Genomic DNA, 25,843 nt, shown 5'->3' on the forward strand with positions numbered 1-25,843 from the left:
GCCAGACACCACCGCCGCCATCAAAGCTAGCGCAGAAAGCGTGCGATTGCCGAAGTGTCTTCAACTCCACATGACCTGTCCCCCTGAGCAGGCCCGACTCGGCCGGGAGCAGCTGAGCTGCCTTCTACACACACACAAGCTGGCAGTACAAGGGCATCGTCGCTATCCCTGTTTTCAAGGCTGGTCCAGCACCTCTCGCCAGGCAGTTTCCAGAGCATCGAAGACCGCTTCGGGCACCTGATACTGGTACTGTTTGCGGCGGTTCTGCGAGAGCTTGCCGTTCTGGTCGAGGCAGAACATCACCAGCCGCGACAGGACGCTGTTGGGAATGTCGAACTGCTGGTCGATGCGCCGGTATATGGCGTCGTAGCGGTTGAGAAACAGGGTTTCTTCCTTGAGGTGGCGTTCGAGTGCCTGCTCGGTGGCGCGCAGCATGAATTCGGCACAGGTGGTGCCATCCCAGTAGCGGTACAGCGCAGGGTGGCCGGTGAAGTCGAAGGCGAACTGGCCTTCGTCGATGAAGGTCACCTCCCAGAAACGCCGTGCCGGTTCGGAAAAGCCCTGCAGGGTGGCCAGGTAGTCGGACTCGTTCTGGCGCAGCACCACGGATACCGGCAGCAGCAGGCCGTGCTTGAGCGCACCGCGCTGGCAGAGCACCTGATGGAAGAGGAAGCGCGACAGGCGGCCGTTGCCATCCATGAAGGGGTGGATGAAGACGAAACCGAAGGACACTATGCTGGCCAGCAGCAGCGGATCGAGATCCCCAGGCGGTTGATTGGCCAGTTGCATCAGCTGCACCATCAGCTCGCGCCCCAGTTCGGGCGGTGGCGGCACATAGGTGACGCCGAGCGCACCGCGCAGGCCGTTGCTCAGGTAGTTCTGTTCGTGGCGGAAGGCCGCCGCGAGGGCGTAGACGTTGCTGATCACCGCATTCTGCAGCTCGACCAGGTAGTCTTCGTCCAGCGGGCGGGGCTGGTGAGCCTGCTTCAGCAGGTTAACGAAACGGCTGGCCTTGTCCTCGCTGGGGCTTTCCCTTTCGATGGCGTAGGAGTCACGGGTTTCGTGCAGGTAGGCCCAGGCCAGGGCGCGGTTCAGGATGTCGCGGGGCAGCGATTCGCTGAATTCGGTGGCCTGCTGCAACAGGTTGCGGTCGAGCAGTGCCTGCAACTCGTCGGTGCGGCGCAGGGTGATGCAGTAGTCGAGGTTGCCGATGCCGTTGAACAGCACCCGCCAGCGGCTGTTCTTCTCTCCAGCGGCAGTGATGTACTGGGCGGGGTCGAACAGCGGCACGTAGGTGGTACGCAGACTGTCGCTGTGGCGCTGGATATGCTGGCCGGTGAAGTGCTCCCACAGGTAGCAGACCTTGCGCAAGTACTGGCTGGTAGGGCTGGCGTCGATGGCGGCGCGGATGACCGGCTCGGGGATAAGCGGCAGGACTTGGGCCAGGATGGCCAGATCAATACCCTCGTGCTTGAGGGCGAACAGCACATGCCCGAGCAGGTCGTCAGCCGCAGGTGCCATGCTGGCCGGGATGGCCAGGGTCTGGCCGATCACTTCCTTGCGGGTGACCGTCCGGGTCTCGGCCAGGCGCACGGGCGGCAACGCCCTGACTGCCGGCTCCTGAAGCAGGCGGCTGTAACCGACGGGTTGCATGGCTCAGTTCCCTCTTGAATACCGCCCAGCACAGCGAATTTCTTGTGCGGCGCCAGGATTTTTTGTGCTGGATGGCAGTTTTACCATTTTTTTTGCGTAGACGTCGTCGGTCAGCGGGTCCGGATGCGCTCCGCATGTTGGATATCTCGCCGATAGTGTCGCTGCCGGGTTATGCGCAGGGCGTCGCCAGCCTGCCCCACCCGGCAGCACAGGGTCTACACGAGGCAGACCGTATCAGCATGACCGTGGTGAGTCGGTCACTCCCGCCTGGCTGCCTGTTCCGGCCCCTGCCAGCCGCCACCCAGCGCGGCGATCAGCTGCACGCTGGCGGTCAGCCGGCTGCCGAGCAGGTCGAGCTGGGTGCGCTCGTTGGACAGCGCCGCGGTCTGCACGCTGACCACGCTGTTGTAGTCGATGGTGCCGGCCTTGTACTGGTTCTCCACCAGGCGCAGCGACTCGCGCGCGGCGTCCAGCGCCTGCTGCTGCACGGCGCTCTCCTCCTCCAGCACGCGCAGCTGCACCAGGAAGTCCTCCACCTCGCGGAAGCTGTCCAGCACGGTCTGCCGGTAGCCGGCCACGGTCTGGTCGTAGCGCGCCTCGGCCTGGTCGACCTGCGAGCGGATCAGCCCGGCGTCGAACAGGGTCATGGCGAATTCCGGGCCGATCGACCAGAAGCGGTTGGGCGTGCTGAGCCACCGATCGAGGGTGCCGCTGCGATAGCCGCCGGCGGCACTCAGATTCAGACTGGGGAACCAGGCGGCCTTGGCCACGCCGATCTCGGCGTTGGCGCTCATCACCGCGCGCTCGGCGCTGGCCACGTCAGGACGGCGCTCCAGCAGCTGCGAGGGCACGCTGACCGGCACCTCGGGCAGCGCCGGCACGCCGTCCACCGCGGCCAGCGCGAACTCGGCAGGCGGCACGCCGATCAGCACGGCCATGGCATGCTCCAGCTGGGCGCGCTGGTACTTGAGGTCGATGGCCTGCGCCTCGGTGCTCTTCAGCTGGGTGCGCGCCTGGGTCACATCGGATTTCGGCACGATGCCGGCCTGGTACTGGTTCTCGGTGAGTTTCAGCGAGCGGGCGTAGGCCGCCACCGTGGCATCCAGCAGGCGCTGCTGCTCGTCCAGCACGCGCAGCTGCAGGTAGTTCTGCGCCAACTCGGACTGCAGGCTGAGGCGCACAGCGGCCAGATCGGCGGCGCTGGCCGACAGGCTGGCGTTGTCCGCCTCCAGCTGGCGGCGCAGCTTGCCCCACAGGTCGATCTCCCAGTTGACCCCGAAGGTCAGGTCGTAGCTCTTGGAAACCCCGCCACTGCCGGAGCTGGTGACGGTGGAGCCGTCGGCCAGGCGCACCGTGCTGCTGCCACCGCCCTGTCCCGAGCGGGTCCTGCCGGCATTGGCCGACACCGAGGGGAAGAACGCGGCGCGGGTGCCGCGCACCAGTGCCTGCGCCTCGCGGTACTGCGCCAGCGACTGGGCGAGGCTCTGGTTGGACTGCTCGAGGCGCTGCTGCAGGTCGTTGAGGGTGGCGTCGCCGTACAGCTCCCACCAGGCGCCGCGCGCCAGGGCATCGGCCGGCTCGGCGGCCTTCCAGCCTGCTGCCTGCCTGAACGCCGCCGGGGTGTTCAGCTCGGGACGCTGGTAGTCCGGGCCGATGGCGCAGCCGGTCAGGGCCAGGGTCAGCAGGGCCAGTGCGGGAATGGTGTGCTTGCGTTTCATGGATGAGCTTCCAGTGCGGCATCGCTGGGCCGCCCGCGCCAGCGGTTGACGCAGTGGCGCAGGCGGTCGAGGTACAGGTAGACCACCGGGGTGGTGTAGAGGGTGAGCAGCTGGCTGAGGATCAGCCCGCCGACGATGGTCATGCCCAGCGGCTGGCGCATCTCGGCGCCTTCGGCGCTGCCGAGCAGCAGCGGCAGCGCGCCGAGGATGGCCGCCAGGGTGGTCATCACGATCGGCCGGAAGCGCAGCAGGCAGGCGCGGCGGATCGACTCGGCCGGGCTGAGGCGCTCCTGGCGCTCGAGCTGCAGGGCCAGGTCAATCATCAGGATGGCGTTCTTCTTCACCACGCCGATCAGCAGGAACAGGCCGAGCAGCGAGATCAGGCTGAACTGCCCGCCGGTGAGCTGGATCGCCAGCAGCGCGCCGACCCCGGCCGAAGGCAGGGTGGAGAGGATGGTCAGCGGGTGGATATAGCTCTCGTAGAGGATGCCGAGGACGATGTACACCAGCAGCAGCGCGCCGAGGATCATCAGCGGCTGCGACTGCTGGGCCTGCTGGAAGGCGCCGCCGGTGCCGCCCATCTTGCCCTGCACCTCGGTGGGCAGGTCGATCAGCGCCATGGCGCGCTCGATGGCGGTGGTCGCCTGTTCGAGGCTCACCCCTTCGGCCAGGGCGAAGCTGATGCTCTCGGCGGCGAAGGCGCCGTCGTGCTGCACGCGGTCCTCCTCCAGGCTGCGTTCCCAATGGGCGATGGTCGACAGCGGCACCCGCTGGCCATCGCTGCCGACCAGGCGCACCTGGTCGAGCGCCTCGGGATGCTGGGCGTACTGCGGGTCGATCTCCATCACCACGCTGTACTGGTTGAGGCTCTCGTAGATGGTCGACACCTGGCGCTGGCTGAAGGCGTTGTTGAGCAGACTGGTGACCGTGCTCATGTCCACGCCCAGGCGCTTGGCGGCGTCGCGGTCGACCACCAGGGTGATCTGCTGGGCGCCCTCGCCCTCGTTGGCGTCGATGTCGGTGAGTTCCGGCAGGGTCTTCAGCGCATCGCGCACCTTCGGCATCCAGGTACGCAGATCCTCCAGCTCGCTGGCCAGCAGCACGTACTCGTTCTCCGAGCTGCCGCCCTGGTGGCCGCCGAAGCGCAGGTCCTGGTCGGGCATCAGGAACAGCTGGCCGCCGGGCACCTTGGGCAGGGTGCGGCGCAGGCGCTCGGCCACCTGCTGGGCGCTGACGCCGCGCTCGGCCACGGGCTTGAGACGCACGATCATGAAGGCGTTGTTGATCCCGCCCTCGCCGCCGATGAAACCGGCCACGCTCTCCACCGCCGGGTCCCTGAGCACCGCGCGGCGGAAGATCTCCATCTTCGGCTGCATGACCTGGAACGACAGGCCGTCGTCGCCGCGGATGAAGCCGACCAGCTGGCCGGTGTCCTGCTGCGGCATGAAGGTCTTCGGCACGCTGACGAACAGCCAGACGTTGAGGGCGATGGTCGCCAGCAGGCTGAGCAGGGTCAGCAGCGAGTGCTTGAGCGCCCACTCCAGGCTCACGCGGTAGAACGCCAGCACCCGCTCCTGCACCCGGCTACCCAGGCGCTGCAAGCGGTTGGGCGCGCGCTCCTTATCCTCGGCACGCAGCCAGCGTGCGCAGAGCATCGGCGTCAGGGTCAGCGACACCAGCAGGGAGATGACGATAGCCACCGTCAGGGTGATGGAGAACTCGCGGAACAGCCGCTCGACGATGCCGCCCATGAACAGGATGGAGAGGAACACCGCCACCAGCGACACGTTCATCGACAGCAGGGTGAAGCCCACCTCGCGCGAACCCTTGAGCGCGGCGGCCAGCGGCTTCTCGCCGGCCTCGATATGGCGGGCGATGTTCTCCAGCACCACGATGGCGTCGTCGACCACCAGGCCGGTGGCGATGATCAGCGCCATCAGCGACAGGTTGTTCAGCGAGAAGCCCAGCAGGTGCATGGCGGCGAAGCTGCCGACCAGCGACACCGGCACCGCCAGCGCCGGGATCAGCGCCGCGCGCCAGTGGCCGAGGAAGGCCAGCACCACCAGGATCACCAGGCCGACGGCAATCAGCAGGGTGCGCTCGGCCTCGTGCAGGGTGGCGCGGATGGTCGGCGAGCGGTCCATCGCCACCGCCAGCTCGGCGCTGGCCGGCAGCACCGCGCGCAGCGCCGGAAGCTCGGCGCGGATGCCCTCGATGGTCTCGATGATGTTGGCGTCGGCCTGGCGGTTGACCACCAGCAGCACCGCCTGCTCGTCGTTGTAGAAGCCGCTGTTGTAGCGGTTCTCCACGCTGTCGCGCACCGTGGCGACGTCACCCAGGCGGATCGCCGCGCCGTCCTGGTGGCGGATGATCAGCGGGATGTAGTCGGCGGCCCGGTCCAGCTGGTCGTTGCTGGCCACCTGCCAGTGGCGCGCGCCGGCCTCCAGCGCACCCTTGGGGCCGCGCACGTTGGCGTCGCTGAGCGCCTGGCGCACGTCGTCGAGGGCCAGGCCGTACTGCTCGAGCAGGCGCGGCTGCAATTCGACGCGCACCGCCGGCAGCGAGCTGCCGCCGATCTGCACCTCGCCGACCCCGGGCACCTGGGACAGCTTCTGGGCGATGATGGTCGACGCGGCGTCGTACAGCTGGCCCTTCTCCAGCACTGGCGAGGTCAGCGACAGCACCATGATCGGTGCCTGCGACGGGTTGACCTTGCGGTAGGTGGGCATGCTGCGCATGGCGCTGGGCAGCAGGTTGCGCGCGGCGTTGATCGCCGCCTGCACCTCGCGTGCGGCGGCGTTGATGTCGCGACCCAGCTCGAACTGCAGGATGATCCGCGTCGAGCCCTGGCTGCTGCGGCTGGTCATCTGGCTGATGCCGGCGATGGTGCCGAGCGAGCGCTCCAGCGGCGTGGCCACGCTAGAGGCCATCACCTGCGGGCTGGCGCCGGGCAGGCTGGCCTGCACGGTGATCACCGGGAAGTCCATCTGCGGCAGCGGCGACACCGGCAGCAGGCCGAAGCTCAAGGCGCCGGCCAGCAGGATCGCCAGGCTGAGCAGCAGGGTGGCGACCGGGCGGACGATGAAGGGGGCGGAGAGGTTCATCGACCGCCCTCGGGCATCGCCTCGACCGCCACACCCGCCGCGCTGCGGCCCATGAAGCGCCGGCTCAGGCGGTCGAACCACAGGTAGATCACCGGGGTGGTGAACAGGGTCAGCACCTGGCTGACCAGCAGGCCGCCGACCATCACCAGGCCCAGCGGCTGGCGCAGCTCGGCGCCGGAGCCCGAGGCGAGCATCAGCGGCACGGCGCCGAACAGCGCGGCCAGGGTGGTCATCAGGATCGGCCGGAAGCGCAGCAGCGCCGCCTGGTGGATCGCCGCCTGCGGGTCCATGCCCTGGTGGCGCTCGGCCTCCAGCGCGAAGTCGATCATCATGATCGCGTTCTTCTTGACGATGCCGATCAGCAGGATGATGCCGATCACCGCGATCATCCCCAGGTCGTTGCCGCTGAGCAGCAGCGCCAGCAGCGCGCCGACTCCGGCCGAGGGCAAGGTCGAGAGGATGGTGATCGGGTGGATGTAGCTCTCGTAGAGCACGCCGAGCACGATGTACATGGTGACGATGGCGGCGAGGATCAGCCACAGGGTGCTGGACAGCGAGGCGCGGAACGCCTCGGCGGCGCCCTGGAAGCGGCTCTGCACGCCTTCCGGCAGGCCGATCGCGGCCTCGACCTGCTCGATGCGCGCCACCGCCTCGCCCAGCGCCACCCCCGGCGCCAGGTTGAACGACACTGTGACCGCCGGGAACTGGCCGATGCGGTTGACCTGCAGCGCGGTGGCGCGCTCCTCGACCCGCACCAGGCTGGCCAGCGGCACCTGCACGCCGTCGGTGCCGGCCACGTGGATCTCGCGCAGGGCGGCCAGCCCCTGATCGCGGGCGCCCTGGCTCTCCAGCACCACGCGGTACTGGCTGGTCTGGGTGAAGATGGTGGAGATCTGCCGCTGGCCGAAGGCGTCGTACAGTGCGCTGTCGATGGCGCTCATGGTCACCCCGAGGCGCCCGGCCAGGTCGCGGTCGATCTGCAGGAAGGCCTGCAGGCCGCGGTTCTGCAGGTCGCTGGTGACGTCGGCCAGCTCGGCCAGCGGCTCCAGCGCCTCGACAAGGCGCGGCGTCCACTCCTCGAGCAGCGCCGCATCCGGCGACTCCAGGCTGAACTGGTACTGGGTGCGGCTGACGCGGTCCTCGACGGTCAGCTCCTGCACCGGCTGCAGGAACAGCTCGATGCCCGGCACCTGCGCCAGCTCGGGCTTGAGCCGCTCGATCACCTCGGCGGCGGTCAGCTCGCGCTCGCCGTGCGGCACCAGGTTGATCTGCATGCGTCCGCTGTTGAGGGTGGCGTTGTCGCCGTCGACGCCGATGTAGGAAGACAGGCTCAGCACCGCCGGATCGCGCAGGATCACCTCGGCCAGGCGCTGCTGACGTTCGCTCATGGCCTTGAACGAGATGCTCTGCGGTGCCTGGCTGATGCCCTGTATGGCGCCCACGTCCTGTATCGGGAAAAATCCTTTGGGAACAGCAAGATACAGAACAATCGTGAGACCCAGGGTGAGTACTGCGACCAGCAAGGTGGCGCCTTGGTGGCGCAGCACCCAGGTCAGCCCGTGATCGTAGCGGGCGATCAGCCAGTCGATCCACGCGCCGCTGGCCTTGTAGAAGCGCCCCTGCTCGCCTTCGGGCTGATGCTTGAGCAGGCGCGCGCACATCATCGGCGTCAGGGTCAGCGACACCACCAGGGAGATGAGGATGGCCACCGCCAGGGTGATGGCGAACTCGCGGAACAGTCGCCCGACCACGTCGGCCATGAACAGCAGCGGAATCAGCACGGCGATCAGCGAGAAGGTCAGCGAGATCAGCGTGAAGCCGATCTGCTTGGCGCCCTTGAGCGCGGCGTTGAGCGGCGTCTCGCCCGCCTCGAGATGGCGGGCAATGTTCTCCAGCATGACGATGGCGTCGTCGACCACGAAGCCGGCAGCGACGGTCAGCGCCATCAGGGTCAGGTTGTTGACCGAGAAGCCGGCCAGGTGCATCACCGCGAAGGTGCCGATCAAGGACAGCGGCACGGCGATCGACGGGATCACCGTGGCGGCCAGGCGACGCAGGAACAGGAAGGTCACCAGCACCACCAGGCACACGGCCAGCAGCAGCTCGAACTGCACGTCGCGCACCGCGGCGCGGATGGTCTGGGTGCGGTCGCTGAGCACCGCCACCTCGACGCCGGCCGGCAGGCTGGCGCTGATCTGCGGCAGCAGCGCCTGGATGCGGTCGACCACCTCGATGACGTTGGCGCCCGGCTGGCGCTGCACGTTGACCAGCACCGCGGCGCTCTGGTCGGCCCAGGCGGCCAGGCGCTCGTTCTCGGCGCCGTCGACCACCTCGGCGATGTCGCCCAGGCGCAGGGTGGCGCCGGCGCTGTAGCTGAGCACCAGGTCGCGGTACTCGGCGGCGGATCGCAGCTGGTCGTTGGCGTCCAGCTGGGAGACGCGGGTCGGGCCGTCGAAGTTGCCCTTGGGCTGGTTGACGTTGGCGGCGTTGATCAGGCTGCGCACGTCGGACAGGTTGAGGCCGTAGGCGGCGAGCGCCTGCGGGTTGACGCGGATGCGCACCGCCGGGCGCTGGCCGCCGGCCAGGCTGACCAGGCCGACGCCGCTGATCTGCGCCAGCTTCTGCGCCATGCGCGTGTCGACCAGGTCGTTGACCTCGGGCAGCGGCAGGGTCTGCGAGGTGATCGCCAGGGTCAGCACCGGGGTGTCGGCCGGGTTGACCTTGTTGTAGACCGGCGGCGCCGGCAGGTCGTTGGGTAACAGGTTGTTGGCCGCGTTGATCGCCGCCTGCACCTCCTGTTCGGCGACGTCCAGCTCGACGTCGAGACCGAAGCGCAGGGTGATCACCGAGGCGCCGCCCGAGCTGGTCGAGGACATCTGCTTGAGGCCCGGCATCTGGCCGAACTGGCGCTCCAGCGGCGCGGTCACCGCGCTGCCCATCACCTCCGGGCTGGCGCCGGGGTACAGGGTCAGCACGCGGATGGTCGGGTAGTCGACCTGCGGCAGCGCCGCCACCGGCAGCATGCGGTAGGCGATCAGCCCGGCGAGGAAGATCGCCACCATCAGCAGGGTGGTGGCCACCGGGCGCAGGATGAACGGGCGCGACAGGCTCATGCCGTGGGCTTCCGTGCCGGGGCGCCGTCAGCCGGCAGCGGCCGTTCGCCGCGCGGGTTGGTAGCCGGGGCGGGTGCGACCGGCAGGGTGACTTCCTTGGCTGCGCCCTCCACCACCTCGACCGTGCTGCCCTCGCGCAGGCGGTCGGTGCCTTCCAGCACCACCTGCTCGCCGGCGGCCAGGCCCGCGCCGATCAGGCTCTGCTCGCCATTGCTGGCGGCGACCGTGACCGGGCGCACTATCACCTTGTTGTCTGCGCCCACCACGTAGACGAAGGTGCCCGCCGAGCCGAACTGCACCGCCGCCGCCGGCAGCAACAGGGCCTCGCGGCGAGTCTCCAGCAGCAGGCGCACGTTGACGAACTGGTTGGGGAACAGGCGCTCGTCGCCGTTATCGAAGCGCGCCTTGAGCTTGACCGTGCCGGTGGCGGTGTCGATCTGGTTGTCCAGGCTGGCCAGCACGCCTTCGGCCAGACGCTGGCGTTCGCCGCGGTCCCAGGCCTCGACCTTGAGCGCCTCGCCGCCGCGATGCCGCGCCAGCAGCGCCGGCAGCTCGGCCTCGGGCAGGGTGAAGCTGACCGTGATCGGCGCGGTCTGGGTGATGGTCACCAGCGGCGTGGTGCCGCCGGAAGTCACCAGGTTGCCGACGTCGACCTGGCGCAGGCCGAGGCGCCCGGCGATCGGCGCCTTGACCTCGGTGAACTCGAGGTTCAGGCGCGCCTCGGCCACCGCCGCCTGCAGGCTCTGCAGGCCGCCGCGCAGCTGCTCGACCGTGGCCTGCTGGGTATCGAGGGTCTGCTTGGCGATGGAGTCCTCGGCGTACAGGCCCTGGTAGCGTTTGAGGTCCAGCTCGGCGTTCTTCAGCTCGGCGCGGCGCTCGGCGAGATCACCCTCGGCCTTGTCCAGCGCCGCACGGTACGGACGCGGGTCGATCTGCGCCAGCATCTGGCCGGCCTTGACCAGTTGGCCTTCCTCGAACAGCACCTTGACCAGCTGGCCGTCGACGCGCGGCAGCACGCTCACCGTGTTGAAGGCGGTGACGGTGCCGAGGGCCTTGAGCTCCACCGCATAGTCGCCGAGCGCCGCCGTGGCCAGGCGCACCGGCACCGGGCCGCCCATCCCCATGCCACGGAAACCGCCCGGGCGACCGCCCGGACCGCTCAGGCTGCCGCCTCCCGGCCCGCGGGCACCCTCCGATGCCGGTTGGTCGGTCGCCGGCCACTGCCACCAGGCCAGCGCGGCGGCCAGCAGCACGACGATGCCGCCGGCCAGCCAGCGATTACGGGAAGAACGGGTTGGGTGGTTGATCTCGGACATGGTGCAGGTCACTTTCCTTGGGAGCCTGAACGATAAGGCTTCTCAGTTGGGGCGCAAAGGCTCTTTACCTGCACTTTACCTGTTGCCGGCAAACTACTGACAGGACAAGCCGGAGGAATCCGCAAACTGCCCTGGCTGGCCAGCCTCCGTGCACCAGGCGCCGCAGCAACCGCCCAAGCCTGTTGCCGCTCGTTTGCTTCGCCCGGCACGGCGGCTTGCCAAGCGAGCGGCCGCTCCGCACACTGCAGGCATGCCTCGTTCCAAGCTTTCCACTCAACCGTCCGAGGCCGCCCGGTTGCTGGCGCTGGTCGATCAGCTGATCCAGGAAGTTCAGCCCGGCATGCCGGTGCGCGCCACGCTCGACAGCGTGCTCGACCGCGATCTGGGCCTCGACAGTCTGGCCCGGGTCGAGTTGCTAGCCCGCGTCGAAGGCGCGTTCGGCCTGCGCCTGCCCAGCGCCACCCTGGCCACGGCGCTCACCCCGCGCCAGCTGCTCACCGCGCTCGAAGCCGCCGGCCTGAATCCCGGCCCTGCCGAGCTGCCCCATGCCCGCCAATCCGCTCCGGAGCAGGCCGAGGGCCACCCCGAGGCACAGGCAACGCTGGTCGAGGTGCTGCAGTGGCATGTCGAGCGCCACCCCGACCGTCCCCAGGTGATCTTCTACCGCGATGAGCAGACCACCGAAACCCTGACCTACGCCCAGCTCGCCGACGCGGCCGGGCGGATCGCCGCCGCCCTGGCGGCGAGTGGCCTGCAACCGGGCCAATGCGTGGCCCTGATGCTGCCTTCGGGGCTGGATTTCTTCCGCTGCTTCTTCGGCATCCTGTTCGCCGGCGGCATTCCGGTGCCGATGTACCCGCCGGCGCGCCCCGCGCAGCTCGAGGACCATCTGCGCCGTCAGGCCGGCATCCTGCGCAACTGCCAGGCGCCGCTGCTGATCACCTCCGGGCTGGTGCGCCCGCTGGCCCGCCTGCTCACCGGCCTCGCTCCCGACCTGCGCCAGGTGCTGCTGCCGGAGCAACTGCAGGCCGCCGCGCCGCTGGCGCCGCGCACGAGCGGAGCGGACGCGCTGGCCCTGATCCAGTACACCTCGGGCTCGACCGGCGACCCCAAGGGCGTCACCCTCGCCCACCGCAACGTGCTCGCCAACATCCGCGCCTGGGGCGGCGCGGTCGCGCTGTCCTCGACGGACGTCTGCGTCAGCTGGCTGCCGCTGTATCACGACATGGGCCTGATCGTCGCCTGGCTGGGCAGCCTGTATCACGCCTGCCCGCTGGTGCTGCTGTCGCCGCTGGACTTCCTCGCCCGTCCGGAGAGCTGGCTGTGGGCCATCCACCGCCATCGCGGCACCGTCGCGGCGGCGCCGAACTTCGCCTTCGATCTGTGCGTGCGACGGCTCGCCGACCGCTCGCTGAGCGGCCTCGACCTGTCGTCGTGGCGGCTGGCGGCCAACGGCGCCGAACCGATCAGCCCGGACACCCTGGAACGTTTCGCCGCCTGCTTCGCCCGCTACGGCCTGCGCCGCGAGATCCTCACCCCGGCCTATGGCCTCGCCGAAGCCACCGTGGGGCTGGCCGTACCGCCGCCGGGGCGCGGCGTGCTGGTCGACCGGGTCGAGCGCGAGACGTTCATGACCCACGGCCTGGCCCAGCCCGCAGCGGCCGACGATGCCCAGGCGCTGCGCTTCGTGTCCTGCGGGCCGCCGCTGCCCGGTCACGCGCTGCGTATCGTCGACGACGCCGGTCGACCGCTGGCGGAGCGCCGGGTCGGACACCTGGAGTTTCGCGGCCCCTCGGCCACCGCCGGCTACTACCGCAACCCGGCGGCCAGCGCCGGGCTGTTCCATGACGACTGGCTGGTGACCGGCGACTATGCCTATCTGGCCGGCGGCGAGGTGCACATCACCGGCCGCAGCAAGGATCTGATCATCCGCGGCGGACGCAACTTCTACCCCTACGACCTCGAGCAGGCGGTCGGCGAACTGCCCGGCGTGCGCCGCGGCTGCGTGGCGGTATTCGGCATGCCCGCCACCGCGAGCGCGGGCGAACGACTGGTGGTGATCGCCGAAACCCGCGAACGCGAAGCCGGCGCCCGCGCCGCGCTACAGCGGCGCATCGTCGCGCTCGCCGTCGACCAGCTCGGCCTGCCGCCGGACGAGGTGGTGCTGGCGCCGCCGCACAGCGTGCTGAAGACCTCCAGCGGCAAGATCCGCCGTGCGGCGATCCGCGAGGCCTTCGAGCACGGCACCCTCGGCGCCTCGGCCCAGGCACCCTGGCTGCAGCTGCTACACCTGGTCAGCGCCAGCCTGCCGGGGCGGCTGCGCAACGGCATCGGCAGCCTGGGCGCGTGGCTCTACGCTGCCTGGGCCTGGAGCTGCTTCGCTGTGCTGCTACCGTTCGCCGTGCTGGCCATCGTCCTGCTGCCGAGCCTGCGCCAGCGCTGGACGGCAGCCCATGGCCTCACCCGCCTGCTCGCCGCGCTCTGCGCGTGTCCGCTGCGGGTCACCGGGCTGGAACGGCTGCCCGCTGGCCCTTGCGTGCTGGTCGCCAACCACGCCAGCTACATCGACGCCCTGCTGCTGGCCGCCGCCCTGCCGCAGGCAGTCGGCTTCATCGCCAAGGCCGAGCTCAAACGCCGCCCGCTGTTGCGGCGACTGCTGGAGCGCATGGGGACACGCTTCGTCGAGCGCGGCGACTCCCTGCAGGGAGCAGAGGATGTGCGGACGCTCGCCGCGCTGGCCAGCGCCTCGCCAGCGCTGCTGTTCTTCGCCGAAGGCACCTTCGGCGCGCAACCGGGCCTGCGCCCGTTCCGCCTCGGCGCCTTCCTGATCGCCGTGCAGCAGGGCCTGCCGCTGGTGCCGGTGGCGCTCGCCGGCAGTCGCCAGGTGTTGCCGGACGGCTCCTGGCGCCCGCGCCGCGGCCCGCTGGCGGTCACCGTCTGCCCATCGCTCGCCCCCGACGGCGACGACTGGCACGCCGCGCTAGCCCTGCGCGCGGGGGCCAGGAGCGCGATTCTCGCCCATTGCGGCGAGGCGGACCTGGCCGGCGCCGCTCCCAGCTGAGGTGCAACAGCGCGCCGGCCAGCGAACCAGAGCCTTGCGCCGTTGTCACAGCTTGCGGCGTCGCAACCGGAGCCTGCCCGGGTAACCGCAGTAATGCGAACTCCCGCGCCATCCGCCCGTGCGCGCACCAATTCTCAAATGGCGAGCCTGACGTTTGCCCTGCGTCGAGCCGCCCGCGACAATCCACCGCGTTTTTTCATCGAGGTTCACACCATGCGTAAAGCACTTTCCGTTCTGACCCTGAGCCTGCTGTGCGCCCAAGGCGCCATGGCCGATGGCGGCACCAAGGCGGCCATCGGCGGCGGCGTCGGCGGCGCCCTGGGCAACGTTCTCGGCCAGGCAGTCGGCGGCAAGACCGGTGCCGCGGTCGGCGCCGGCCTGGGTGCCGCCGCCGGCGGCGCGATGACCGCCAAGAGCGGCAACAAGACCAAGGTCGCCGTGGGCAGCGGCCTCGGCGCGGCCGGCGGCTCGCTGCTCGGCAACACCCTCGGCGGCAGCACCGGCGGCGCCATCGGCGCAGGCCTGGGCGGCGCGGCTGGCGGCGCTGTCGGCAACAATATGGGCCGCTGATCCTAGCCGCGCCGAGCGCATCGCCCATAGTAAAAAGTAAAAAGCCCGCGCTCTGCGGGCTTTTTACTGTCAATTCCCGGCATGGCTGGGTAGAGCCCAGCCGACACCCCGAGCGGCCAGATCGCTCCAGTCGCTTTCCCTACGGCAGCGCGTACACGCGGGAGAGGATCTTCAGCATCTCGCCCGGCGCACCGAAGTACCTGGTGTGTAACAGCTCCATCTCGCCGGACTGGTACATCTCGCTGATCGCGGTATCCACCAGCAGGCGGAAGTCCTCGTCGCCACGGGCGAGGGCCATGGACACCGGGGCGATCTCGAAGATGCGCTCCAGCACCATCATGTCGCCGGCGGCGGCATGCTCCTGCACGTAGTTCTGCAGCAGCATGCGCTCGGAGAAGAAGGCGCTGGCCTTGCCCTCGGCGACCATCTTCACGCCCGCCTCGTGGCTGTCGACGTTGATCAGGGTGGCGATCACCCCGAGCTTGCGCATCTTGTCGCGCACCCAGTCCTCGGTGACGCCGCCCTTGATGGCCGCGAAGGTGTGGCTGGCCAGCCCCTGGTTGATGGTGGCGCGCCAGGTCGGGCCGGTATGCACGGCCTCGCCATTCAGCACATTCACCAGCGACGGATGGGCATCCTTGCGCACCAGCACGGAGAGCCCCGCGGTGTAGACCGGCCGCGAGAAGCTCACCGACTTGCGGTGCTCCAGGGTTTCCGGGGTCGGGCTGCAAAACAGGTCGACCTCGCCGGCCTTGATGGCCTCGACGACCTTGCCGAGGCTCAGCGCCTTGTAGTTCGCCTGCATGTCGGTGAGGCCGAGGCCGGCCTGCACCCGCTCGGCGATCTTCTGGCAGATCTCGATGGCGTAGCCGCTGGCCTTGCCGCCCTCCCCGCTGGTGAACGGCGCGAGGTCCGGCAGATAGCCCATGGTGAAAGCGTTGTTGCTGCGCACGCGCTCGAGCGTGTCGGCGCCGGCCAGTGCCGGCAGCAGCGCGAACAGGCCGGCGAGCAGCAGACTGACGGGTTTGTTTGGCTTCATGTTCATGTCCTGGTCCCTACGCTCAGATGTCATGGCAATCCCGGAGATGGCGCTCAGGCTCTGGTGGCCATTGCAGCCGGGCGCTCTTCGACGAAGTTCTTGGCGATGAAGCCGTAGAGCAGGTAACCGATCGCCATCACGATCAGGGCGCCGAATACCGCATCCTTGCCGGAGGCGTAGATCGCGTAGTACGAGTAGGCCATGGCGATCAGCAGCGCCGCCACGTTGCGGCTGTACACGGCGCCGCTGACGTTGGACTTGTGCATGATCACCAAGAGGCCGGTGAGCGCGGTCACGTAGGGGATCAGGTTGGTCACCGCGGCCAGGCTGACCAGCTTGCCGAACTGCTCGCTGGCATTGGGCGAGATGGTCGACAGCGCCATCAGGGTCTGAATCACGCCGCAGACCAGCATGCCGATGATCGGCGCGTTGGCGGCGGTGACCCTGGAGAACAGTTTCGGGAACATGCCCTGGTCGGCGGTCATCTTGGCGGTCTGCGCCAGGGTGAACTGCCAGCCGAGCAGCGAGCCGATGCAGGCCATCACCGCCAGCGCCATGATGATGTTGCCGACCAGCGGGTTGAACATCTGCGCGTAGACGTAGGCGAACGGCGCCGAGGAGTTGGCCAGCTCGGCGTTGGGCACTATGCCCTGGATCACCGTAGTCGACAGCACATAGACCACCGCGGCGCCGAGGGTGCCGAACAGGCAGGCCAGCGGCACGTTGCGCTTGGGATCCTCCACCGCGTCGGAGCTCTGCGCCGCCGACTCCATGCCGAGGAAGGCCCACAGGGTCAGCGGGATGCTCTGGGTGATGGCGTCGCTGACGGCGATGTTGTTAGGGTTCCAGGCGGCAGCGAACACCTCCGGCTTGAACCAGAACCAGCCGATCACGCTGAGGCCGGCCACCGGGATGATCACCCCCCACACCGTCACCGTGCCGATCTTGCCGGTGATGCTCGGCCCGCCGAAGTTGGCAAAGGTGGTAATCCACAGCAGGGCGATGGTGCCGATGCACAGCGGGATGGCGCCGCTGCCCAGCCAGGGGATGAACGAGGTGAGATAGCCCACCGCGGAAATGCCGATGGCCACGTTGCCGATCGCCAGCGACAGAAAGTAGAGGAACGAGCAGAGGAAGAATTCCGACTTGCCGTGCGCCTCCTCGCTGTAGGCCGACATGCCGCCGGAGCGGTTGCAGTAGATGCCGCACTGGGCGAAGCAGTAGGCGATCGCCATGGAACCGACCGCGGTGATGATCCACGACAGCAGCGATACGGCGCCCAGCTGCGCCATGTTCGCCGGCAGCATGATGATGCCCGAGCCCATCATGTTGACCGCCACCAGGGTGGTGAGGCCGAACAGGCTCATCTTCTTGCTTGACTCAGCCATACAAGACTCCTTGCTCTGCTCTGACCCGGAGCCCGCGGCCAGCCAGGCCCGCGGGACGGGCGACTGGGCGTTACTGTTTGACCACGTAGATCATGTAGACCGGGCGCCCCTGGGCGTCGCGGTGGATCTCGACGCCGTGGTTGTCGTGCTCGAAGCCGGGGAAATGGCCATCGAACGCCTCCATCGCCAGCAGGTAGTCGATGATGGCGCGCTTGTCGGCGCCGGCCTTCTCGCCCGGCATCATCAGCGGGATGCCCGGAGGGTACGGCACCAGCTGCACGGCGACGGTGCGGTCCTGCATGTCGCGCACCGGGATCTGCTCGACCTCGCCGCGCACCAGCCGCGCGTAGGTCTCGCGCGGCGAGGACACCGGGTCGGGCAGCAGGGTGAAGGCGGCATCCATGTTGTGCAGCATCTGCGTAGCCAGCATGTCCTGGTGCATCGCCTCGGCCAGGTCGCGCAGGCCCATGCCGGCGTAGCGCTCGGGGTAGCTGTCCGGCAGCTCCGGCAGCACGTGGTCCAGCGGCGTGTTGGCGTCGTAGTGGCGCTTGAATTCCAGCAGGCCGGCGACCAGCGAGCCCCACTTGCCCTTGGTCACGCCGACGCTGAACAGCAGCAGGAACGAGTACGGCTCGGTCTTCTCCACCACGATGCCGCAGCTGGAGAGGAAGCGCGACACCAGCGGCCCGGGAATGCCGCTGCTCTCCATCCGCCCCTCGAGGCTCATCCCCGGGGTCAGCACCGTCACCTTGATCGGGTCGAGCATGCAGTAGTCGGCGCCGAGATCGCCGAAGCCGTGCCAGCTGGCGCCGGGCCTGAGCACCCAGGCATCGCCGTGATGCAGGCGCTGCGGGTCGATGTCGCCGAAGGGCACGCCGTCCACCACGTCGGGCTGCCAGACGCCGAACCACCAGTCCTGCGCGTTGCGCATGCGCATCTGGTTGCCCAGCCGCACCATCGCCTGGCGGAAGCCGATGGCTTCGCCGATCGAGTCTTCGGTGAGGTACTCGCCGGCATCGTCCATCATCTTCGCCGAAACGTCGATGGAGGCGATGATGCTGTACTGCGGCGAGGTCGAGGTGTGCATCATGAACGCCTCGTTGAACAGCGCCGGCTTGACCGGCACCTTGCCCGAGCGGATGTGGATCATCGACGCCTGCGACAGCGCGGCGAGCAGCTTGTGGGTCGAATGGGTCACGGTCACCGTGGCGTCGTCTGCGTGCCGCTCGCCGCGGTGCATGCCGTAGCGTCCCTCGTACAGCGCGTTGAAGCGCGCGTAGGCGTACCAGGCCTCGTCGTAGTGGATGCGGTCGACGCTCCTGCTCAGCTCGCGGGTGGTGGTCTGCACGTTGTAGCAGAGGCCGTCGTAGGTCGAGTTGGTCAGCACCGCCAGCACCGGGCGCGCCTGCTTGTCGCGCGCCAGCGGGCTCTCGGCGAGCTTCTTCGCCACAGCATCCGGGGTCAGTTCGCTCTGCGGCACCGGGCCGATCAGGCCGCGCGCGTTGCGCCGCGGGCGCAGGTACAGCGGCACCGCGCCGGACTGGTTCAGCGCGTAGTTCAGCGACTTGTGGCAGTTGCGGTCGACCAGCACGGCGTCGCCGTCGGTCACCGCCGAGTGCAGGATGATCTGGTTGCTGGCCGAGCTGCCGCCCACCGAGAAGAAGGTATAGTCGGCGCCGAACACCTGCGCGGCATTGCGCTCGGCCGCGGCCACCGGGCCGGAATGGTCGTTCAGCGAGCCCAGCTCGCCGACCGACACGCTGAGGTCGGAGCGCAGCATCTGCTCGCCATAGAAGTCGAGGAAGCTGCGCCCCACCGCGGTCTTCATGAAGGCGGTGCCGCCGGTGTGCCCCGGGGTGTGCCAGGAGTATTCGCAGGTGTCGGCGAAGTTGACCAGCGCGCCGAAGAACGGCGGCAGGATGGTGTCCAGGTAGCGCCGGGCGGCTGCGGCGATGCGCCCGGCGATGAACTCGGGACTGTCTTCCGGCAACCAGATGAAACCGTCGATCTCCTCGACGAATTCCAGCGGCACCTGGCCGTGATGCGCCTTGCTCATGCCCAGCATGATCGGCAGCTGCGCGGTGCGCCGACGCATAAGGCGGATCACCTGCTGCGCCTTGTCCAGATTCTGCTCGCACGGCCCCCAGCCGAGGATCACGCAGCTGTAGGCCGGCTGGGCGCTGAAGGCGATTTCCGCATCCGCCAGCGAGCCCACCAGTTCGACGTCGAGATCGTGGGCACGCAGCGCCTGGCCGACCGCCCTGGCGCTGTGACCAAGGAAGCTGTCGGCCTCCAGGCCATGGTTGCCGACTACGACCAGCACCGGGAAGCGCTGCGCCAGCGACGGGGGCAACGGCGTTTGCGTACGACTCATTGACGAGCTCCTTGTTGAGGACTGGCTGCGGCTTTCCATCAGGGCACTCCCGTCGCGCGGACGGCGTTCGGCTGCCTCGGACATGTCTGACGCTCCCCAGCACTCATCTCCTGCGCGGAAACGCGGACGTGACCCTGGCGTGGCGGCTGACAGGCAAGGACGGCGGGAGACAACAAGAGGCAACTGGTGACAGCCCTCAACTTCCATGCCCGGCAATTCCAGCGTAGTAGCGTCTGGCACCGCGGCAAGGCGCGAAAAGACGTCAATCCAGCGTCATTGACATTAATCAATGGCGTAAAGACACGGAGAGCCGGCGATTATCTGGCGCAGATCTCGACCAGAAAGCGCTGGCCAACCGAGCGTGTGCGCCAGTCCGGGCCTACTCTTGCTTTTGGATTTCAGCAAACGTGCCCGCCGCGCAGCCCCCCCCCTGTCATCAACAAGGACGACCCACCATGCCCGTGCCGCCAGTGCCCGCGAGTCCTGCAAGCCCGACCAGAACCTCCTCCTGGCTGCGCTGGCTGCCGGGGCTGCTGATGCTCAGGCAATACCAGACCGAGTGGTTGCCCAAGGACCTGGCCGCCGGCCTGGTGCTCACCTCGATGCTGGTGCCGGTCGGCATCGCCTACGCCGAGGCTTCCGGGGTGCCGGGCATCTACGGGCTGTACGCCACCATAGTGCCGCTGCTGGCCTACGCGCTGTTCGGCCCCAGCCGCATCCTCGTGCTCGGCCCGGACTCCTCGCTGGCCGCGCCCATCCTCGCCGTGGTGCTGCCGCTGTCGGGCGGCGATCCGATGCGCGCCATCACCCTGGCCAGCATGATGGCGGTGGTTTCCGGCGTGGTGTGCATCGTCGTCGGCCTGCTGCGTCTGGGCTTCATCACCGAACTGCTGTCCAAGCCGATCCGCTACGGCTACATGAACGGCATCGCCCTGGTCGTGCTGATCGCCCAGACGCCCAAGCTGTTCGGCATTTCCATCGACAGCGAAGGTCCCCTGATCGATCTCTGGCATCTGCTCGAGGCCATCGCCGCCGGCAAGGCCAACTGGTACAGCTTTGCGGTCGGCGGCGGCAGTCTGGCGCTGATCCTGCTGCTCAAGCCCTTCAAGCAGCTGCCCGGCATTCTGATCGTGGTGATTCTCGCCACCGTGGCGGTCGGCCTGTTCGACCTCAACGATTTCGGCGTCAAGGTGCTGGGCGACCTGCCCCAGGGCCTGCCCAGTTTCACCCTGCCCTGGCTCAGCGGCGTGGACCTGGCCACCGTGGTACTCGGCGGCTGCGCGGTCGCCATCGTCTCCTTCGCCGACACCAGCGTGCTGTCGCGCACCTACGCTGCGCGCACCCAGACCCAGGTCGACCCCAATCAGGAAATGGTCGGTCTGGGCGCGGCCAACCTGGCCGCCGGGCTGTTCCAGGGCTTTCCGATCAGCAGCAGCTCGTCGCGCACCCCGGTGGCCGAGGCGGCGGGGTCGCAGACCCAGCTGACCGGGGTGGTCGGCGCCCTCGCGGTGGCGGCGCTGCTGCTGATCGCGCCGGATCTGCTGCGCTACCTGCCGAACAGTGCGCTGGCGGCGGTGGTGATCGCCGCGGTCATCGGACTGTTCGAATTCGCCGACCTCAAGCGCATCTTCCGCATCCAGCGCTGGGAGTTCTGGCTGTCGATGGCCTGCTTCGCCGGGGTCGCCGTCTTCGGCGCGATCCCCGGCATCTGCCTGGCGGTGGGGATCGCGGTGATCGAGTACCTGTGGGACGGCTGGCGCCCGCACTACGCCATCCTCGGCCGCGCCGCGGGCGTGCGCGGCTATCACGACGTCAAGCGCTACCCGGACGCCCGGCGGGTGCCGGGCCTGGTGCTGTTCCGCTGGGATGCGCCGCTGTTCTTCGCCAATGCCGAGCTGTTCCGCGAATGCCTGATGGAGGCCGTCGAGGAATCGCCCACACCGGTTCGGCGGGTGGTAGTAGCTGCAGAGCCGGTCACCAGCATCGACGTCACCTCCGCCGACATGCTCGCCGAGCTGTGCGAGACCCTGCGCGAGCGAGGGATCGAGCTGCATTTCGCGGAGATGAAGGACCCGGTCAAGGACAAGTTCAAGCGCTTCGGCCTGCTGGAGGTATTCGGCGACAACATCTTCCAGCCCACCGTCGGCGCCGGCGTGGATGACTACCTCGCCGATCACGGGGTGGACTGGACGCCCTGAGCACACGGACTGCCCGGGCGGCTGAGCGCAGGCTACGCCGGCTGTCAGCGGCCGCGGGGTCGCCGCCCGGGCTTTCTACACTGAACCAATAGCATCCACGCAAGGAGTTCCCGATGGCCAAGATCAAACTCGGCGTTCATTCCGAAGCCGGCAAGCTGCACAAGGTGATGGTCTGCTCGCCGGGCCTGGCCCACCTGCGCCTGACCCCCGGAAACTGCGACGAATTGCTGTTCGACGACGTGATCTGGGTATCCCAGGCCAAGCGCGACCACTTCGACTTCGTCTCCAAGATGCAGGATCGCGGGGTCGAGGTGGTGGAGATGCACAACCTGCTGACCGAGACCGTGCACAACCAGGAAGCGCTGAAGTGGATCCTCGACCGCAAGCTGTCGGCCAACCAGGTCGGCGTCGGCTTCGGCGACGAGATGCGCAGCTGGCTGGAGAGCCTGGAACCCCGCCAGCTGGCCGAATTCCTGATCGGCGGCGTCTCTGCCGCCGATCTGCTCAAGGGCCTCGGCGACAGCAGCGTGCTGAAGATGCTCGTCGACTTCCTCGGCCACACCAGCTTCATCCTGCCGCCGCTGCCCAACGCCCAGTTCACCCGCGACACCACCTGCTGGATCTACGGCGGGGTGACCCTGAACCCGATGTACTGGCCGGCGCGCCGCCAGGAAACCCTGCTGACCACGGCGATCTACAAGTTCCACCCGGACTTCGCCAATGCCGAGTTCGAGATCTGGTGGGGCAACCCGGACGAGGACCACGGCGCCGCCACCCTGGAAGGCGGCGACGTGATGCCGGTGGGCAACGGCGTGGTGCTGATCGGCATGGGCGAACGCACCTCGCGCCAGGCCATCGGCCAGGTGGCCCGGGCCCTGTTCGCCAAGGGCGCCGCCCAGCGAGTCGTGGTCGCCGGCATGCCCAGGTCGCGCGCGGCCATGCACCTGGACACCGTGTTCACCTTCTGCGACCGCGACCTGGTCACCGTCTTCCCGGAAGTGGTCAACCAGATCGTGCCGTTCAGCATCCGCCCCGACGCCAGCAAGCCGGGCGGCCTGGACATCCGTCGCGAGGACAAGCACTTCATCCAGGTGGTGGCCGAGGCCCTCAACCTGAAGCAGCTGCGCGTGGTCGAGACCGGCGGCGACGCCTACGAGGCCGAGCGCGAGCAGTGGGACGACGGCAACAACGTCGTCTGCCTGTCCCCCGGCGTGGTGGTCGGCTACGACCGCAACACCTATACCAACACCCTGCTGCGCAAGGCCGGGGTGGAGGTGGTGACCATCAGCGCCAGCGAGCTGGGCCGCGGCCGTGGCGGCGGCCACTGCATGACCTGCCCGATCATCCGCGACCCGCTCGACTACTGATTCGCCAACGCGGCGGCCCCGCCCGGCCGCCGCGCCTGCCAGCCCATGCAGCCCCGATTCCCCGAGAGGTAGTCCGTCATGGCGTTCAACATGCACAACCGCAACCTGCTCAGCCTGATGCACCACAGCACCCGCGAGCTGCGTTACCTGCTCGACCTGTCGCGCGACCTCAAGCGCGCCAAGTACACCGGCACCGAACAGCAGCACCTCAGGCGCAAGAACATCGCACTGATCTTCGAGAAGACCTCCACCCGCACCCGCTGTGCCTTCGAGGTGGCCGCCTATGACCAAGGCGCCAGCGTCACTTACATCGACCCGGGCTCCTCGCAGATCGGCCACAAGGAAAGCATGAAGGACACCGCCCGGGTGCTCGGGCGCATGTACGACGCCATCGAGTATCGCGGCTTCAAGCAGGAGATCGTCGAGGATCTGGCCAAGTACGCCGGCGTGCCGGTGTTCAACGGCCTGACCGACGAGTACCACCCGACCCAGATGCTCGCCGACGTGCTGACCATGCGCGAACACAGCGACAAGCCGCTGCACGAGATCAGCTACGCCTACCTGGGCGACGCGCGCAACAACATGGGCAACTCGCTGCTGCTGATCGGCGCCAAGCTCGGCATGGATGTGCGCATCGCCGCGCCCAAGGCGCTGTGGCCGAGCGACGAGCACGTCGCCGCCTGCCGGCAGTTCGCCGAGGAAACCGGCGCGCGCATCACCCTGACCGAAGATGCCCAGGCCGCGGTCAAGGGCGTGGACTTCGTGCATACCGACGTCTGGGTGTCCATGGGCGAGCCGGTGGAGGCCTGGGGCGAGCGCATCAAGCTGCTGCTGCCCTACCAAGTCAACGCCGAGCTGATGAAGGCGGCCGGCAACCCACGGGTGAAGTTCATGCACTGCCTGCCGGCCTTCCACAACAGCGAGACCAAGGTCGGCCAGCAGATCGCCGCGCAATATCCGCACCTGGCCAACGGCATCGAGGTGACCGAGGACGTCTTCGAGTCGCCCTGGTGCATCGCCTTCGATCAGGCGGAAAACCGCATGCACACCATCAAGGCGATCCTGGTATCGACCCTGGTGGACATCTGAAGGGAGAACCCGCATGCGACTAGTCATCGCCCTGGGCGGCAACGCCCTGCTGCGCCGTGGCGAGGCCATGACCGCGGAGAACCAGCGCGACAACGTGCGCGTCGCCTGCGCGCAGATCGCCAAGGTGGCCACCGGCAACCAGCTGGTGATCGCCCACGGCAACGGGCCGCAGGTCGGCCTGCTGGCCCTGCAGGGCGCGGCCTACGATGCCGCCAACCCCTACCCGCTGGACGTGCTCGGCGCCGAGACCGAAGGCATGATCGGCTACATGATTGAGCAGGAGCTGGGCAACCTGCTGCCAGTCGAGGTGCCCTTCGCCACCATCCTCACCCAGGTGGTGGTGGACGGCGCCGATCCGGCCTTCCAGACACCGACCAAGCCGATCGGCCCGGTCTACCCGAAGGAAGAAGCCGAGCGCCTGGCCCGTGACAAGGGCTGGAGCATCGCCCCGGATGGCAACCAGTTCCGCCGCGTGGTGGCCAGCCCGCGCCCGCAGCGGATCATCGAGATCCGCCCGATCCAGTGGCTGCTGGAGAAGGGCTCGGTGGTGATCTGCGCCGGCGGTGGCGGCATCCCGACCCTGTACCGGGACGGCAAGCTGCAGGGCGTGGAGGCAGTGATCGACAAGGATCTCTGCTCGGCCCTGCTGGCCCGGCAGCTGGACTGCGACCTGCTGGTGATCGCCACCGACGTCGATGCGGCCTATGTCGACTGGGGCCAGCCGACGCAGAAGGCCATCGCCGAGGCCCACCCAGACGAGCTGGAGCGCCTCGGCTTCGCCGCCGGCTCCATGGGCCCCAAGGTGCAGGCTGCCTGCGAGTTCGCCCGTCTTACCGGCAGGGTGGCGGTGATCGGTTCGCTGGCGCAGATCGAGGCGATCGTCCAGGGCCGCGCGGGTACCCGTGTCAGCACGGAGCACGCGGGGGTGACCTTCCGCTGAGCGTCACGGCACGACGAAGGCCCGCCGGCCTGAGTCCGCGGGCCTTTTTCTCATCCCGTGCCGCCGCTTCAGAAGCGCTCGTCGACCATCCGGAACGGATAGGGCGCGGTCTGGTATTGGCCGACCTTGCGCTTGGGCAGCTTGATCTTCTCTGCCTGGGTGATGTCCCCGTAGGGAACGTGCTGCAGCAGGTGGCTGATGATGTTCAGGCGCACCCGGCGCTTCTCCTCGGAGCGCGCCACGTACCAAGGTGCCCATGAGGTGTCGGTGGCAGCGAACATCTCGTCGCGGGCGCGGGTGTAGTCGTCCCAGCGAGTGAACGACTTGAGGTCCATGGGCGACAGTTTCCAGATCTTGCGTCCGTCGTGGATGCGGTCGGCCAGGCGGCGCTCCTGCTCCTCGGCGCTGACCTCCAGCCAGTACTTGATGAGGATGATCCCGGACTCGATCATCATCTTCTCGAACAGCGGCACGATGTTGAGGAAGCGTTGCGCCTGCTCCTCGCTGCAGAAACCCATCACCCGTTCGACGCCGGCGCGGTTATACCAGCTGCGGTCGAAGATCACCACCTCGCCAGCTGCCGGCAGGTGCGCCAGGTAACGCTGCCCGTACATCTGGGTCTTTTCCCGGTCGCTGGGCGCCGGCAAAGCCACCACGCGGAATACCCGCGGACTGACCCGCTCGGTGAGTGCCTTGATCGTACCGCCCTTGCCGGCGCCGTCGCGGCCTTCGAAGACCACGCAGATCTTGAGGCCCTTGGCCACCACCCACTGCTGCAGCTTGACCAGCTCGACGTGCAGCCGCTTCAGCTCCTCGTCGTACTCCTTGCGGCCCAGCCTTTCCTGCTCTGCCGGCAGGCTCGCCGATTCTTTGTCTTTCTTCTTGCCCTTGGCCATTCGCTGCACTCCATCCA

At 68.4% G+C, this 25,843-nt stretch carries 15 protein-coding genes; 6 read left to right on the forward strand and 9 right to left on the reverse strand.

Annotated features, from left to right (window positions below):
* Positions 1 to 174: 174 nt before the first annotated feature.
* From BM297_RS09795 to BM297_RS09815, 5 genes are all read right to left on the reverse strand, one after another.
* Positions 175 to 1,653 (reverse strand): Fic family protein, encoded by a 1,479-nt coding sequence (locus BM297_RS09795; RefSeq protein ID WP_092430700.1) that lies wholly within the window; start codon positions 1,651 to 1,653, stop codon positions 175 to 177.
* A gap of 257 nt (positions 1,654 to 1,910) precedes the next feature.
* Positions 1,911 to 3,371 (reverse strand): efflux transporter outer membrane subunit, encoded by a 1,461-nt coding sequence (locus tag BM297_RS09800; protein WP_092430702.1) that lies wholly within the window; start codon positions 3,369 to 3,371, stop codon positions 1,911 to 1,913.
* Positions 3,368 to 6,475, reverse strand: a complete 3,108-nt coding sequence (locus tag BM297_RS09805) for an efflux RND transporter permease subunit (protein ID WP_092430704.1) — start codon at positions 6,473 to 6,475, stop codon at positions 3,368 to 3,370. The genes BM297_RS09800 and BM297_RS09805 overlap by 4 nt, the downstream gene beginning before the upstream one ends.
* Positions 6,472 to 9,588, reverse strand: coding sequence for an MdtB/MuxB family multidrug efflux RND transporter permease subunit (locus tag BM297_RS09810; RefSeq protein WP_092430706.1), 3,117 nt, complete (start codon positions 9,586 to 9,588; stop codon positions 6,472 to 6,474). Before BM297_RS09810 ends, BM297_RS09805 begins: the two co-directional genes overlap by 4 nt.
* Positions 9,585 to 10,904, reverse strand: a complete 1,320-nt coding sequence (locus BM297_RS09815) for an MdtA/MuxA family multidrug efflux RND transporter periplasmic adaptor subunit (protein ID WP_092430708.1) — start codon at positions 10,902 to 10,904, stop codon at positions 9,585 to 9,587. The genes BM297_RS09810 and BM297_RS09815 overlap by 4 nt, the downstream gene beginning before the upstream one ends.
* A gap of 250 nt (positions 10,905 to 11,154) precedes the next feature.
* On the opposite strand from BM297_RS09815, the gene BM297_RS09820 reads away from it, so the two are divergent.
* Complete coding sequence (locus BM297_RS09820; RefSeq protein WP_092430710.1) at positions 11,155 to 13,965, forward strand: AMP-binding protein; 2,811 nt, start codon at positions 11,155 to 11,157, stop codon at positions 13,963 to 13,965.
* 213 nt (positions 13,966 to 14,178) lie between these two features.
* Positions 14,179 to 14,535 (forward strand): bacteriocin, encoded by a 357-nt coding sequence (locus BM297_RS09825; RefSeq protein WP_092430870.1) that lies wholly within the window; start codon positions 14,179 to 14,181, stop codon positions 14,533 to 14,535.
* Positions 14,536 to 14,674: 139 nt separating this feature from the next.
* Here the strand turns inward: BM297_RS09825 and BM297_RS09830 are convergent, their stop codons facing one another.
* The 3 genes from BM297_RS09830 to BM297_RS09840 all read right to left on the reverse strand — a co-directional run bounded on the left by BM297_RS09830 (position 14,675) and on the right by BM297_RS09840 (position 19,336).
* Positions 14,675 to 15,580 carry an amino acid ABC transporter substrate-binding protein gene (locus BM297_RS09830; RefSeq protein ID WP_092430712.1) on the reverse strand — a complete coding sequence of 302 codons (906 nt, stop codon included), beginning with the start codon at positions 15,578 to 15,580 and terminating at the stop codon, positions 14,675 to 14,677.
* A 47-nt stretch (positions 15,581 to 15,627) separates the two neighbouring features.
* A complete protein-coding gene (potE, locus tag BM297_RS09835; protein ID WP_092430714.1) occupies positions 15,628 to 16,962 on the reverse strand; it encodes a putrescine-ornithine antiporter in 1,335 nt (444 codons plus the stop codon).
* 70 nt (positions 16,963 to 17,032) lie between these two features.
* Positions 17,033 to 19,336, reverse strand: coding sequence for an Orn/Lys/Arg family decarboxylase (locus BM297_RS09840; protein ID WP_092430716.1), 2,304 nt, complete (start codon positions 19,334 to 19,336; stop codon positions 17,033 to 17,035).
* Positions 19,337 to 19,791: 455 nt separating this feature from the next.
* Between BM297_RS09840 and BM297_RS09845 the strand changes: the two genes are divergently transcribed.
* The 4 genes from BM297_RS09845 to arcC all read left to right on the forward strand — a co-directional run bounded on the left by BM297_RS09845 (position 19,792) and on the right by arcC (position 24,930).
* Entirely contained in the window at positions 19,792 to 21,534 is a 1,743-nt protein-coding gene (locus BM297_RS09845) for a SulP family inorganic anion transporter (protein ID WP_092430718.1), read from the forward strand.
* 113 nt (positions 21,535 to 21,647) lie between these two features.
* Positions 21,648 to 22,901, forward strand: coding sequence for an arginine deiminase (gene arcA / locus BM297_RS09850; protein ID WP_092430720.1), 1,254 nt, complete (start codon positions 21,648 to 21,650; stop codon positions 22,899 to 22,901).
* A 78-nt stretch (positions 22,902 to 22,979) separates the two neighbouring features.
* On the forward strand, positions 22,980 to 23,990 hold the full coding sequence (locus BM297_RS09855) for an ornithine carbamoyltransferase (protein WP_092430722.1): 1,011 nt from the start codon (positions 22,980 to 22,982) through the stop codon (positions 23,988 to 23,990).
* 13 nt (positions 23,991 to 24,003) lie between these two features.
* Positions 24,004 to 24,930 carry a carbamate kinase gene (arcC, locus tag BM297_RS09860; RefSeq protein ID WP_092430724.1) on the forward strand — a complete coding sequence of 309 codons (927 nt, stop codon included), beginning with the start codon at positions 24,004 to 24,006 and terminating at the stop codon, positions 24,928 to 24,930.
* Between the two features lie 68 nt (positions 24,931 to 24,998).
* Here the strand turns inward: arcC and ppk2 are convergent, their stop codons facing one another.
* On the reverse strand, positions 24,999 to 25,826 hold the full coding sequence (gene ppk2 / locus BM297_RS09865; RefSeq protein ID WP_092430726.1) for a polyphosphate kinase 2: 828 nt from the start codon (positions 25,824 to 25,826) through the stop codon (positions 24,999 to 25,001).
* Between the last annotated feature and the right edge of the window lie 17 nt (positions 25,827 to 25,843).

It is taken from the genome of Geopseudomonas sagittaria (assembly GCF_900115715.1).
Taxonomy (GTDB): Bacteria; Pseudomonadota; Gammaproteobacteria; order Pseudomonadales; family Pseudomonadaceae; genus Geopseudomonas; species Geopseudomonas sagittaria.